Source organism: Scandinavium sp. NPDC088450, assembly GCF_044900545.1.
Lineage (GTDB): Bacteria > Pseudomonadota > Gammaproteobacteria > Enterobacterales > Enterobacteriaceae > Scandinavium.
Genome location: NZ_JBJDNI010000003.1, coordinates 23,834 through 36,305 on the forward strand (window position 1 = coordinate 23,834; position 12,472 = coordinate 36,305).

The 12,472-nt window shown below is 51.5% G+C and carries 12 protein-coding genes, 2 pseudogenes and 1 riboswitch; of the genes and pseudogenes, 11 read left to right on the forward strand and 3 right to left on the reverse strand.

What is annotated here, in order from left to right; translation table 11 throughout:
- Window positions 1-55: 55 nt before the first annotated feature.
- From ACI2I2_RS04115 to htpX, 4 genes and pseudogenes are all read left to right on the forward strand, one after another.
- Window positions 56-569: pseudogene (locus ACI2I2_RS04115) on the forward strand (GAF domain-containing protein).
- Between the two features lie 81 nt (window positions 570-650).
- Complete coding sequence (proQ, locus tag ACI2I2_RS04120; RefSeq protein WP_404656749.1) at window positions 651-1,343, forward strand: RNA chaperone ProQ; 693 nt, start codon at window positions 651-653, stop codon at window positions 1,341-1,343.
- A 19-nt stretch (window positions 1,344-1,362) separates the two neighbouring features.
- The gene (prc, locus tag ACI2I2_RS04125) at window positions 1,363-3,411 is read left to right on the forward strand and encodes a carboxy terminal-processing peptidase (RefSeq protein WP_404656750.1); all 2,049 of its coding nucleotides are present in this window, start codon (window positions 1,363-1,365) and stop codon (window positions 3,409-3,411) included.
- A 191-nt stretch (window positions 3,412-3,602) separates the two neighbouring features.
- Window positions 3,603-4,484, forward strand: coding sequence for a protease HtpX (gene htpX, locus ACI2I2_RS04130; RefSeq protein WP_097163801.1), 882 nt, complete (start codon window positions 3,603-3,605; stop codon window positions 4,482-4,484).
- Between the two features lie 50 nt (window positions 4,485-4,534).
- On the opposite strand, the gene ACI2I2_RS04135 is transcribed toward htpX, so the two are convergent.
- Window positions 4,535-5,908 (reverse strand): MFS transporter, encoded by a 1,374-nt coding sequence (locus ACI2I2_RS04135; protein WP_404656751.1) that lies wholly within the window; start codon window positions 5,906-5,908, stop codon window positions 4,535-4,537.
- A gap of 177 nt (window positions 5,909-6,085) precedes the next feature.
- Between ACI2I2_RS04135 and kdgR the strand changes: the two genes are divergently transcribed.
- Window positions 6,086-6,877 (forward strand): DNA-binding transcriptional regulator KdgR, encoded by a 792-nt coding sequence (kdgR, locus tag ACI2I2_RS04140; protein WP_404656752.1) that lies wholly within the window; start codon window positions 6,086-6,088, stop codon window positions 6,875-6,877.
- 59 nt (window positions 6,878-6,936) lie between these two features.
- Here the strand turns inward: kdgR and ACI2I2_RS04145 are convergent, their stop codons facing one another.
- The gene (locus ACI2I2_RS04145) at window positions 6,937-7,176 is read right to left on the reverse strand and encodes a YobH family protein (RefSeq protein WP_330983582.1); all 240 of its coding nucleotides are present in this window, start codon (window positions 7,174-7,176) and stop codon (window positions 6,937-6,939) included.
- A gap of 157 nt (window positions 7,177-7,333) precedes the next feature.
- Between ACI2I2_RS04145 and mgrB the strand changes: the two genes are divergently transcribed.
- The 6 genes and pseudogenes from mgrB to rlmA all read left to right on the forward strand — a co-directional run bounded on the left by mgrB (window position 7,334) and on the right by rlmA (window position 11,613).
- Complete coding sequence (gene mgrB, locus ACI2I2_RS04150) at window positions 7,334-7,480, forward strand: PhoP/PhoQ regulator MgrB (protein ID WP_404656753.1); 147 nt, start codon at window positions 7,334-7,336, stop codon at window positions 7,478-7,480.
- Window positions 7,481-7,552: 72 nt separating this feature from the next.
- Complete coding sequence (locus ACI2I2_RS04155) at window positions 7,553-7,846, forward strand: YebO family protein (RefSeq protein WP_404656754.1); 294 nt, start codon at window positions 7,553-7,555, stop codon at window positions 7,844-7,846.
- Between the two features lie 602 nt (window positions 7,847-8,448).
- Window positions 8,449-8,593 (forward strand): annotated as a pseudogene (locus tag ACI2I2_RS04160) (DUF2627 domain-containing protein).
- A gap of 12 nt (window positions 8,594-8,605) precedes the next feature.
- The gene (cspE, locus tag ACI2I2_RS04165; protein ID WP_001062678.1) at window positions 8,606-8,815 is read left to right on the forward strand and encodes a transcription antiterminator/RNA stability regulator CspE; all 210 of its coding nucleotides are present in this window, start codon (window positions 8,606-8,608) and stop codon (window positions 8,813-8,815) included.
- A 206-nt stretch (window positions 8,816-9,021) separates the two neighbouring features.
- The gene (gene ftsI / locus ACI2I2_RS04170; RefSeq protein WP_404656755.1) at window positions 9,022-10,755 is read left to right on the forward strand and encodes a peptidoglycan glycosyltransferase FtsI; all 1,734 of its coding nucleotides are present in this window, start codon (window positions 9,022-9,024) and stop codon (window positions 10,753-10,755) included.
- Between the two features lie 63 nt (window positions 10,756-10,818).
- On the forward strand, window positions 10,819-11,613 hold the full coding sequence (gene rlmA / locus ACI2I2_RS04175) for a 23S rRNA (guanine(745)-N(1))-methyltransferase (protein ID WP_404656756.1): 795 nt from the start codon (window positions 10,819-10,821) through the stop codon (window positions 11,611-11,613).
- Here rlmA and mntP read toward each other — a convergent pair.
- Window positions 11,610-12,176 carry a manganese efflux pump MntP gene (gene mntP / locus ACI2I2_RS04180; RefSeq protein WP_404656757.1) on the reverse strand — a complete coding sequence of 189 codons (567 nt, stop codon included), beginning with the start codon at window positions 12,174-12,176 and terminating at the stop codon, window positions 11,610-11,612. The two genes, rlmA and mntP, sit on opposite strands and share 4 nt — an antisense overlap.
- Before the next feature lie 5 nt (window positions 12,177-12,181).
- Window positions 12,182-12,384: riboswitch (yybP-ykoY riboswitch) on the reverse strand.
- Window positions 12,385-12,472 lie beyond the last annotated feature (88 nt).

Here is a 12,472-nt window from a genome sequence, read left to right on the forward strand (position 1 = left end):
GAGGCTATGCGTCGGCATTAACCGGCATCGAAGATGTCCAATAAGTGATTGAATAATGAACAAAACAGAGTTTTACGCGGATCTTAACCGTGATTTCCAGGCATTAATGGCAGGTGAAACCAGTTTCTTAGCCACTCTCTCCAATACCAGTGCGCTGTTATTTGAGCGCCTGTCTGAGGTGAACTGGGCAGGTTTTTATCTTCTTGAAGGTGACACACTGGTACTGGCACCTTTCCAGGGCAAGATTGCCTGTGTACGAATCCCGATTGGACGGGGTGTTTGTGGGACAGCCGTCGCGCAAAACCGTGTTCAGCGTGTGGAAGATGTGCATGCCTTTGACGGCCACATTGCCTGTGATGCTGCAAGCAACTCCGAAATCGTCCTTCCGTTAGTCGTCAACGGCCAGGTGATTGGGGTTCTGGATATCGACAGCCCTGAGTATTCGCGCTTCACAGCGGAAGACGAGCAGGGTCTGCGCGAGCTGGTTGAGCACCTCGAACAGGTGCTCTCCGCGACCGATTATCACAAATTCTTTCAGCCTGTCGCAGGATAATCAACGGATAACGTAGCATTTACCGATGGCGTCATTATAATGACGCCTGTTCATGCCCGCGGTATGTTGGCTACGTCCGTTGTAATCAGGAAATTTCATGGAAAATCAACCTAAGTTGAATAGCAGTAAAGAAGTTATCGCTTTTCTGGCCGAACGATTCCCACAGTGTTTCAGTGCTGAAGGCGAAGCACGCCCGCTGAAAATTGGTATTTTTCAGGATCTGGTGGCGCGTGTTGAGGGTGAGATGAATCTCAGCAAAACCCAACTTCGTTCCGCTTTGCGTCTTTATACGTCTAGCTGGCGCTACCTGTACGGCATCAAAGCGGGTGCGACCCGTGTTGATCTCGACGGTAACCCTTGCGGCGTTCTGGATGAACAGCATGTGACTCACGCTCGCCAGCAGCTCGAAGAAGCCAAAGCGCGTGTGCAGGCCCAGCGTGCTGAGCAGCAGGCGAAAAAACGCGAAGCCGCCATTGCTGCGGGTGAGCCTGTCGATGCGCCACGTCGTGAACGCAAACCGCGTCCGGCTGCCCCGCGCAAAGACGCAAGTGCTACCAAGCCACGCAATGCCGCCAAACCGGCCGCTGCTAAAGCGCCACGTCCAGAGCGTGAAGAGCGTTTTACCCCTGTATCAGATCTGTCTGCATTGACCGTGGGCCAGGCCCTGAAAGTTAAAGCGGGCAACAATGCAATGGACGCCACGGTTCTGGAAATCACCAAAGATGGCGTTCGTGTACAGCTGACTTCTGGTATGTCAATGATTGTACGCGCAGAACATTTGATGTTCTGAAACGGAGGCCGGGCCAGGCATGAACAAACTCTTTAAGGTCACCGCGCTCGCTGGCATGCTGTTAATGGCAGGCCAGTCGTTCGCCGTGGACGATATAACGCAGGCTTCCCAAATTCCCGTTCTTAAGGAAGAGGCGCAGCACGCGACGGTGAGCGAGCGTGTAACGTCTCGCTTTACCCGTTCTCATTATCGCCAGTTCGATCTTGATAACGCGTTCTCGGCGAAAATTTTTGACCGCTATCTCAACCTGCTGGATTACAGCCACAACGTGCTGCTGGCAAGTGATATCGCTCAATTTGAACCGCGTAAAACGCAAATCGGCGACGAATTGCGCAGCGGTAAGCTGGATGTTTTTTACGATCTCTATAATCTGGCGCAAAAACGCCGCTTTGAGCGCTATCAATACGCGCTAAAAGTGCTTGAACGCCCGATGGATTTCACCGGCAACGACAGCTTCAATCTGGACCGCAGCAAAGCACCCTGGCCGAAAGATCAGGCCGAGCTGAATGCGCTGTGGGATGGCAAAGTGAAGTATGACGAGCTGAGCCTGAAGCTGGCGGGGAAAAACGACAAAGAGATCCGCGACACGCTGACTCGTCGTTATAAATTCGCGATTCGTCGCCTGGCCCAGACCAACAGTGAAGATGTGTTCTCACTGGCGATGACTTCGTTTGCCCACGAAATCGATCCGCACACCAACTATCTTTCTCCGCGTAACACTGAGCAGTTCAACACCGAAATGAGCCTTTCTTTAGAAGGGATCGGTGCGGTGCTGCAAATGGACGATGACTACACCGTCATCAACTCCATGGTGGCAGGCGGCCCGGCAGCGAAGAGCAAATCGATTAGCGTAGGCGATCGCATTGTTGGCGTAGGGCAGACAGGTAAGGCAATGGTCGATGTGATCGGCTGGCGTCTTGATGATGTGGTCGCGCTGATCAAAGGGCCGAAGGGCAGTAAAGTTCGCCTGGAAATTCTGCCTGCGGGTAAAGGGACGAAAACACGTATCGTGACGCTAACGCGTGAACGTATTCGTCTCGAAGACCGCGCTGTGAAAATGTCCGTTAAAACGGTAGGTTCGCAGAAAGTGGGCGTGCTGGATATTCCTGGCTTCTATGTTGGCCTGACGGATGACGTCAAAGCACAGCTGCAGAAACTGGATAAACAGAATGTCAGCAGCATTATCATTGACCTGCGCAGCAACGGCGGTGGGGCGCTGACGGAAGCGGTGTCGCTTTCTGGTCTGTTCATTCCATCCGGCCCTGTGGTTCAGGTGCGTGATAACAACGGTAAAGTTCGCGAAGACAGCGATACCGATGGCGTTGTTTATTACAAAGGCCCGCTCGTTGTTTTGGTCGACAGATTCAGTGCTTCTGCTTCGGAAATCTTTGCCGCCGCCATGCAGGACTATGGTCGTGCGCTGATTGTCGGTGAGCCAACCTTTGGTAAAGGCACTGTTCAGCAATACCGTTCACTGAACCGTATTTACGATCAGATGCTGCGTCCTGAATGGCCTGCTCTGGGTTCCGTTCAGTACACCATTCAGAAGTTCTACCGCATTAATGGCGGTAGTACTCAGCGTAAAGGTGTTACGCCGGACATCATGATGCCGACAGGCAGCGAAGAGACGGAAACGGGCGAGAAGTTTGAAGACAATGCGCTGCCGTGGGATAGCATTAATGCTGCGACCTACGTCAAAGCAGGCGATCTGACGCCATTCGGACCAGAGTTGCTGAAAGCGCATAACGATCGCATCGCCAAAGATCCAGAATTCCAGTACATCATGAAAGATATTGCTCGCTTTAATGCACTCAAAGAGCGCCGCAATATTGCCTCACTGAATTACGCTCAGCGTGAGAAAGAGAATGAGGAAGATGATGCTACGCGTCTGGCTCGAATCAACGATCGCTACAAGCGTGAAGGCAAACCACCGTTGAAGAAACTGGACGATTTGCCGAAGGATTATCAGGAGCCTGATCCGTATCTGGATGAAACTGTTCATATTGCCGTCGACCTGGCGGATATGGAAAAAGACAGACCGGCGGCCGATCCGAAAGCCACTAAGTAATCCCCCAACAGGCACAAGTATTTGTGCCTGTTTTTTTATCTTCCTCTTGAGCCCGTCAGCGAGTTACCTGTTAATGTAAAGTTGTGTTTTTCTCGTGACTTAGCGGCCCCGGATAGTTGAAAATCCTCGTAATACCCATACGATATGGGGTATCGCATAGTGCGTATTGTTATAACGAGGTTAATAAAATTATGATGCGAATTGCGCTCTTCCTGATGACCAACCTGGCCGTTATGGTGGTGTTTGGGCTGGTGCTAAGCCTGACAGGAATTCAGTCGAGCAGCATGACCGGCTTACTCATCATGGCGCTGCTCTTTGGTTTTGGTGGCTCCATCGTTTCACTGATGATGTCGAAATGGATGGCGCTGAAGTCCGTGGGCGGGGAAGTCATCGAGCAACCACGCAATGAAACAGAACGCTGGTTGATGAACACGGTGGCACAGCAGTCACGTCAGGCAGGCATCGCCATGCCGCAGGTTGCGGTTTATCACGCGCCGGACATCAACGCGTTTGCGACCGGTGCTCGCCGTGATGCCTCTCTGGTGGCGGTCAGCACAGGGTTGCTGCAAAACATGAGTCGTGATGAAGCTGAAGCGGTTATCGCGCATGAAATCAGCCACATCGCGAATGGCGACATGGTGACCATGACCCTGATTCAGGGGGTGGTGAACACCTTTGTTATCTTTATCTCCCGCGTTATCGCGCAGATTGCAGCCGGTTTCCTTGGTGGCAACCGCGATGAAGGGGAATCCAGCAACGGCAACCCACTGATTTACTTTGCTGTCGCAACGGTACTCGAACTGGTGTTTGGTATTCTGGCCAGCATCATCACCATGTGGTTCTCACGTCACCGTGAATTCCATGCGGATGCGGGGTCAGCCAAACTGGTTGGCCGCGAGAAGATGATTGCCGCGCTCCAGCGTCTGAAAACCAGCTACGAGCCGCAGGAAGCCAGCAGCATGATGGCGTTTTGTATCAACGGCAAGGCAAAGTCCATGAGCGAACTGTTCATGACTCACCCACCGCTGGACAAGCGTATCGAAGCGCTGCGTAGCGGCGAGTATCTGAAATAACGTATTCACAGCACGACCTTAAGCAAAGCGCCTCAACTGAGGCGCTTTTTTTATGCTCCAGCGCGCGGTTGCGTGATGCGTAGCCCGCTGACAACCGCGGCTATCACGGCCAGGCTACCAGCAAGCAGCAGCGAGGTGTGAGTACCGTGGGTGCCAAAGAGGTTGAACATCAGCGCCACCAATGCAGCGCCTGTACTTTGCCCAAGCAAACGCGCAGTGCCGAGCATCCCGCTGGCGCCACCACTTCGGTTGCGCGGTGCAGAAGAGACGATGGTGTGGTTATTGGGCGACTGGAACAGGCCAAACCCTGCACCGCAAAGGATCATCCGCCAGATGATATCCAGGTCGTGGGGCGATGAGGGCAACAATGCCAACGCAAACAGCCCGCAGGCCATAACGGCCAGACCCAACGCGCCCAGCAATCCTGCGTGAACTTTCTCAATCAGGTAACCGGCGAGAGGGGCCATCACCATGGTGGCGAGCGGCCACGGAGTCAGCAGCAACCCTGTTTCGACTTCGCTGCGTCCCATGACGGATTGCAGGAAGAAGGGGAGGGAAACTAACGCCAGCATCTGAGCACAGAAAGAACAAATGGACGTGCAGATGGAGAGCGAGAAAATCGGGATGCGCAGCAGATCGACAGGGAGCAGCGGAACGGGCAGTTTCAACTGTCGACGAACGAAGAAGAACCCGACAATCAGCATGGCGGCAATTTCAGCCAGAACCAACTGAAGGGATTGCCCCTGAGCGAAACTGCTCAGCGCCGTGATCAGCAAACCAAACGTTAAAGCATTCATCACCGCGCTGGGCAGGTCGAAGCGTGAGGCCTGGCTACGCGCGGGGTTTGCTGGCAGGTACCGCATTGCAAGGACGAAAGAAATAATCCCCAGTGGTACGTTAATTAAAAACAGCCATTGCCACGAGGCAACAGAAAGGATCGCCGCAGCAATCGTCGGGCCTGCAGCGGAAGACACCGCCACGATGAAGGAGTTGATGCCCATTCCCCGGCCGAGAAACCGCTGAGGATAAATAAGGCGAATGAGTGCCGTGTTGACACTCATTAGCGCCGCGCCGCCAAGCCCTTGTGCGACACGCGCCAGGGTTAACATTTCAAGCGAATGAGAAAGGGCGCAGATAAGCGAAGTGCAGGTAAACACCACCAGACCACATTTATAGATGCGTCGGTAGCCGAACATATCGCCTAAAAAGGCGAGGCTGAGCAGCGAGATAACAATCGCAATCTGATAGGCGTTAACTATCCAGATTGAGGCGGCAGGTGAGGCGTTGAGGTCACTGGCAATGGTCGGCAGTGCAACGTTGGCAATCGCGCCATCGAGCACAGCCATCGAAATGCCGAGAATAATCGTGAGTATTGCGCCATAGCGCTGCGGGAGCGGCAAGCCGTCGGGGGCTGTTTTATCCATGTGAAAAATAGGTCTTTCTTGAAATCATTATGCAGATAATTATCTTAGCATTGATTATTCAGCAGTATGTCGCAGATTTGTAACGAAGCGAGAGAAGAGTGATTGCGGTGAAAGCCTCGCGAAATTATAATAAAAACCAGTTCTGATTTTTATAAAACAGTTGCGATGAGGTGATGAATGGCAGTTGCGGATTTGGATAAACAGCCAGATTCTGTCTCTTCTGTATTGAAGGTGTTCGGCATTTTGCAGGCCCTTGGGGAAGAGCGTGAGATAGGGATCACCGAGTTGTCACAGCGTGTGATGATGTCGAAAAGCACGGTGTATCGTTTTTTGCAGACCATGAAATCGCTGGGTTATGTGGCGCAGGAAGGTGAATCAGAGAAGTATTCGCTGACCCTTAAGCTGTTCGAATTGGGCGCGCGTTCCCTGCAAAATGTGGATTTGATTCGCAGTGCCGATATTCAGATGCGTGAGCTGTCTCGTCTGACCAAAGAGACCATCCACCTTGGCGCACTGGATGAAGACAGCATTGTCTACATCCACAAAATTGACTCGATGTACAACCTGCGCATGTATTCCCGTATCGGGCGTCGCAATCCGCTTTACAGTACCGCAATTGGCAAGGTGCTGCTGGCGTGGCGTGACCGCGAGGAAGTGAAGCAGATTCTGGAGCATGTCGAGTACAAGCGCAGCACTGAGCGTACTATCCGCGATACTGAAGAACTGCTGCCACTGCTCGATCAGGTACGCGAGCAAGGTTATGGCGAAGATAACGAAGAGCAGGAAGAAGGGTTACGCTGCATTGGCGTACCGGTCTTCGATCGCTTTGGCGTGGTGATTGCGGGTCTGAGTATCTCTTTCCCGACGCTGCGTTTTTCCGAAGAGCGTTTGCACGAATATGTCAGCATGCTGCACACCGCAGCGCGTAAAATTTCAGAACAGATGGGTTACAACGACTATCCATTCTGATAGCTGACACCACAAAAACGCCGCATCAAGTGCGGCGTTTTTGTGTTGATAAGCTGTCGTTATCCCTTGTCGACGACAACTTCACTTTTGCGCAGTACTGGGCAGTTGGTTAACCCGATAATGCCGCTGTCTGAATGAATGTATTGTGCGGTACTCGTGCCACGCGCGGTGACATATTTACACTGTAATCCCAGCCCGCCGGCATTCTCATTACTGCCAATAAGTACTCCATAACCCGTTAAAAGCAGTGCGATCCAAACAATCGCGAGTACAATAATTGTACGAATCATCAAGCGCATGTATGCCTCATTATTTTGACTTCCGTGCATAAGAGTAGTTTGTTCACGCTCTGAAACAAGTCGATGATTCCTAAAATGAACAGTCTCCAGTACAGTTAGCCGCGGTTTAAGGTTAGCGTGCTAATCTGTTGGTAAATGTGGTTACCCGGAGAGTGGAGTGAAAAAGTTACGGTGGGTCATTCTGATTGTTATCCTGCTGCTGGTCTGTACGTTGCTGTGGACCCAGATGATTAACGTGCTGTGCGATCAGGATGTTCAGTTTTTCAGCGGTATTTGCACCATCAATAAATTCATTCCCTGGTAAGCTTTTTTCTTGCCGATGATTTCCTTCCTCAGGCTGAGTGGTAGAATGATGGCTTCAATTTGAGGTGGTGAAATGATTGATTTGATGAATTCCGGCATGCTTAATCTGGCCTCGCTGGCAGTTTCTTTACTGGTACTGGTCATCGGTCTTGTGCTGTGGTTCTTTGTGAACCGTGCAAGCTCCCGCAGCAATGAGCAGATTGAACTTCTGGAAGCACTTCTGGATCAGCAAAAGCGTCAAACGGCTTTACTGCGTCGTCTTTGTGAAGCAAATGAACCGGAGAAATTCGAGCCGGTAAAACCTGCAGAGCAAGTTCAGGCTCAGGAAGAAGGTGACGATTTTATCCGTCTGGTGGCGGAACGCTGAGTCAGCACTCCTCCCGGTGGCCTTTGACTACCGGGAAGGGCATTACCTCAACCCTATACTCTTTTCTTCTTAACTATCACTTATCCGTCTTGACCTTCGTGCTATTCTTCGTACTCCGCTTGTAAAATTTTTTTAATAATGTCTCTGCTTTTTTAGATGATGGATTCCCAAACGCAGCGAAACGTTTTTATTGCGCCATAATGAGGCGTTGTCATCAGCGTTTCATTATTATGGTGCATCATCACTCATATTTAACTCTGATATATTCCCTGAATTTTATAAGTTTGGACGCTGCAATCTGAAGCATATTTATGCAAGATTCTTTCGAAGGTTAGAAAAATGTCGGGTTTGCACTGAGCACCCTCGACAGATCCAAACGTATTGAGCTAAGGTAAAAAAGTGTTAGAAACGCTGTGTGAGACCGCTGTCGCAAGTGAGTCAGCGCAGCGGGTGGCAGATGAGAAAAGGCGCATAAATGTGCAGACAAACAAAGTTTGTTTTGGGATTTGTGCGACCGATCGAGTCACGTTTAAAAATGGCTTGCCATTATTAACGTTGTATGTGATAACACGTTTTGGGTTAAACGAGGTACAGTTCTGTCTATGTGTGGCATTTTCAGTAAAGAAGTCCTGAGTAAACACGTTGTCGTTGAATACCGCTTCTCTGCCGAACCTTATATTAGTGCCTCATGCAGTAATGTCTCAGTTTTAGCTATGTAAGTGCCCACGGGCGAAGAAAACACTCTAAGGAATTTTGCAAATGGCAAAGATTAAAGGTCAAGTTAAGTGGTTCAACGAGTCTAAAGGTTTTGGTTTCATTACTCCTGCTGACGGCAGCAAAGACGTGTTCGTACACTTCTCTGCAATCCAGGGTAACGGCTTCAAAACTCTGGCTGAAGGCCAGAACGTTGAGTTCGAAATTCAGGACGGCCAGAAAGGCCCAGCAGCTGTTAACGTAACCGCTATCTGATTACGAATCCACTGATCTCTATTTGACATCAGCCATAAAGCCTCGCGCTAAGCGGGGCTTTTTACTGCCCGTTGCAAACTATGTCTGTAACCCCTCTCTGTCGCGCTTTGTTGCAAATCCACATCATTATTAGCATTGTTTAGCGGTTATCGTGGCCCCTTTTCACGTTAAATCATTGGGTTGGAAATTATAACCCGGGAGCCGGAGTGCAGAACCATCGCCGTCATTTTACCCCTGTCCGTTTTGGGCTGGTGTGTGTGGGAATTTTATGTTGTCTTGGACTGTTGCTGGCGCGTGTTGGCTGGTTGCAAATCATTTCCCCGGATAATCTCGTCAAACAAGAAGATATGCGTTCACTGCGCGAAGAACCTATTGATGTTCCTCGCGGTATGATTGTCGATCGTGAAGGCAGGCCATTGGCGGTCAGCGTGCCAGTCAGTGCCATTTGGGCCGATCCGCAAACGCTTATAGAAAAAGGCGGAATTGGCTACAACGCTCGCTGGCAGGCACTGGCGAATGCATTACATATTTCACTGACCGAACTGACGACGCGCATTACGCAGCATCCTCACTCTCGCTTCCTTTATCTGGCTCGCCAGGTCGATCCTCAACAGGCAAACTGGATTGAAAAACTGCATCTGCCGGGCATCAATCTTCGTGATGAGTCACGCCGCTTTTACCCCGCGGGGCATGTGGCGGCTAATCTGATTGGCTTCACCAATATCGACGACCAGGGCATTGAAGGCGTTGAAAAAAGCTTCAATACCCAACTGCAGGGAAAACCCGGATTACGTCTGGTGCGTAAAGACCGGCATGGCCAGGTTATCGAAAATCTGACAGAGCAAACGCCGGTACCTGCGCATAACTTGCAGCTCAGTATTGATGAGCGTCTGCAAACCGTCACCGAAGACGCTCTGGACAATGCCGTCCGCTGGAACAAGGCGGAATCTGGCGCGTCGGTACTGATTAAAATCAATACCGGTGAAATCCTTTCGATGGCGAGCTTCCCGGATTTTAATCCTAATAATCGCGACAAGGCGACACTCGATGATTTCCGCAACCGTGCCATCAGCGATACCTTCGAGCCCGGTTCCACGGTAAAACCTTTGGTTATTATGACCGCGCTGCAACAGGGCATTGTCCAGCCAGATAGCGTGGTGGACACGCATCCTTATGTTGTCGACGGGCACAGAATTCGCGATGTGGGCTACTATCCTGAACTGACACTGACCGGTATTTTGCAAAAATCGAGCGACACAGGTGTTTCGCATTTGTCATTGGCGATGCCGATTCAGCGGCTGCTGGATACTTATAAAGCCTTCGGTTTTGGCCAATCAACGGGATTAGGGTTAACCGGGGAAAGCCAGGGCCTGATGCCGCAACGTCGATTTTGGGGACAGCTCGATCGTGCGACGTTTGCCTTCGGCTATGGCCTGATGGTGACCCCGCTTCAGCTTGCCCATGTTTACGCCACGATTGGGGGCTTTGGGATGGAGCGCCCGCTCTCGATTACACGAATCGACCCGCCTGTTATTGGCCATCAGGTAATGTCGCCGGAGATTGTGCATCAGGTTGAACATATGATGGAGAGCGTTGCTTTACCTGGCGGTGGGGGAATTAAAGCGGCAGTGCACGACTATCGTGTGGCCGTGAAAACGGGTACGGCGAAGAAGATTGGGCCAGATGGTAAGTACATCGACAAATATATCGCCTATACCGCGGGTGTCGCGCCAGCCAGCAATCCTCAGTATGCGCTGGTGGTGGTCATCAACGATCCGCAAAACGGCGATTATTACGGCGGGGCAGTCTCTGCGCCTGTCTTCAGCCAGATTATGGGTGATGTGCTGCGCCTGGAAAATGTCATGCCGGACGGCATTGCGCCGGGTTCCGATAATCTCATTGTGATGCACGATAGCAACAGTGTGGCTCCGGCGCTGTAATCCATTCACCTGAAGGGCGAATAGCGGTACACTTTCGCCCTTTCTACTGTGACCGGAGTCATCATGTCCTGGAGTTGTCCTCTCTGTAACGCACCGCTTGAGCGCCATAACAACAGCTACCTCTGCCCACAGCGCCATCAGTTTGATTTGGCGAAAGAGGGCTACCTGAACCTGTTGCCGGTGCAGTTCAAGCGTTCGCGCGATCCGGGTGACAGCGTGGAGATGATGCAGGCGCGTCGCGCGTTTCTTGATGCCGGGCATTATCAGCCTCTGCGAGATGCCATCAGTGGCCTGCTAATACAGGTAAACGCCGCCAATGTTCTCGATATCGGTTGTGGCGAAGGGTATTACACTCACGTCTTTGCTGAAAATGCTGAGCACACATGGGGACTGGATGTGTCAAAAGTCGCCGTGCGTTACGGCGCTAAGCGCTACCCGCAGGTGGATTTTTGCGTGGCTTCAAGCCAGCGCTTGCCTTTTAGTGACGCCTGCATGGATGCGGTCGTTCGCATCTACGCGCCTTGTAATCCGCAAGAACTGGAAAGAGTGGTTAAACAGGGCGGGGTGGTGATTACCGCCACTCCGGGGCCGCGTCATCTGATGGAACTCAAGGGCTTAATCTACGATGAAATTCGACTGCATGAAGCCAACAGCGAAGCGCTTCCCGGTTTCCGTCTGAGTGAAACGCAGCAGCTTGCCTATCCGATGAAGCTAAAGGGCAGTGAAGCGGTCGCTTTATTGCAGATGACGCCGTTTGCATGGCGGGCAAAACCTGAAGTATGGGAAAAACTGGCGGGGCTTGAAACATTTGACTGCCAGACCGACTTTTTGATTCAGGTCTGGCAGCGCGAAGATTAACCGGCGAAGTGGCTCCAGAGGATCTGGACGCCAATGCCAATCAGCACAATACCGCCAAGGATCTCGGCTCGCTTGCCTAATAGCGGGCCGATAAAACGGCCGACCATCATGCCAATGGTGGTCATCACCAGCGTGGCGCAGCCAATCGCCAATGCGGTGAACACAATATTAACCTGCAGGAAGGCCAGGCCGACACCGACCGCCATGGCGTCCAGGCTGGTGGCAATCGCGGTGGTGACCAGCAGCCAGAAACCGTGACGGCTGGGTGCTTTCTCTTCTTCATCTTCATTTCCGCGCCAACCTTCAATCAGCATTCGACCGCCAAGGAAGACCAGCAGGACAAAAGCAATCCAGTGATTCCATTCCAGCACGAACTGGCTTGCCAGCATGCCAAGGCCCCAGCCAATCAGCGGGGTGATAGCTTCAACACAGCCAAAAATAAGGCCGGTGCGTAAAGCTTCAGAGAATTTTGGTTTATGAAGTGATGCGCCTTTGCTTATCGATACCGCAAATGCGTCCATCGACATACCAAAAGCTAAGAGGATAGTGGCTGAGAGATTCATCGCTTGTCCTGACCGGGGAAATATCCATATGACACACCACTGCCCCCAGTAAACCCATGCCCGAATAACCCGGCCATGATGCAGGTGGTATGTCTATGGTCTCGCCTGCCCATCTTGCTGATGAACCGTACGCGCCACGTTTTGCAACGAGTATGTTGACACGTACATTTCCGGGAAAGGAAATCGGCTACTCCCCAACGACGGGCGCAACCTTAACATAATTTGAGAAAATAAAACAATAACAAAAAGACGTTATTGATATGACTTATTGATAACGATTTTCATTTGTCTTTATA

Coding starts and splice junctions, on each gene's coding strand:
- mntP (WP_404656757.1), bottom strand. CDS start 12,176: ATGAATCTCTCAGCCACTATCCTCTTAGCTTTTGGTATGTCGATGGAC.
- proQ (WP_404656749.1), top strand. CDS start 651: ATGGAAAATCAACCTAAGTTGAATAGCAGTAAAGAAGTTATCGCTTTT.
- htpX (WP_097163801.1), top strand. CDS start 3,603: ATGATGCGAATTGCGCTCTTCCTGATGACCAACCTGGCCGTTATGGTG.
- rlmA (WP_404656756.1), top strand. CDS start 10,819: ATGTCCTGGAGTTGTCCTCTCTGTAACGCACCGCTTGAGCGCCATAAC.
- ACI2I2_RS04145 (WP_330983582.1), bottom strand. CDS start 7,176: ATGCGCTTGATGATTCGTACAATTATTGTACTCGCGATTGTTTGGATC.
- cspE (WP_001062678.1), top strand. CDS start 8,606: ATGGCAAAGATTAAAGGTCAAGTTAAGTGGTTCAACGAGTCTAAAGGT.
- ACI2I2_RS04155 (WP_404656754.1), top strand. CDS start 7,553: ATGATTGATTTGATGAATTCCGGCATGCTTAATCTGGCCTCGCTGGCA.
- ACI2I2_RS04135 (WP_404656751.1), bottom strand. CDS start 5,908: ATGGATAAAACAGCCCCCGACGGCTTGCCGCTCCCGCAGCGCTATGGC.
- prc (WP_404656750.1), top strand. CDS start 1,363: ATGAACAAACTCTTTAAGGTCACCGCGCTCGCTGGCATGCTGTTAATG.
- kdgR (WP_404656752.1), top strand. CDS start 6,086: ATGGCAGTTGCGGATTTGGATAAACAGCCAGATTCTGTCTCTTCTGTA.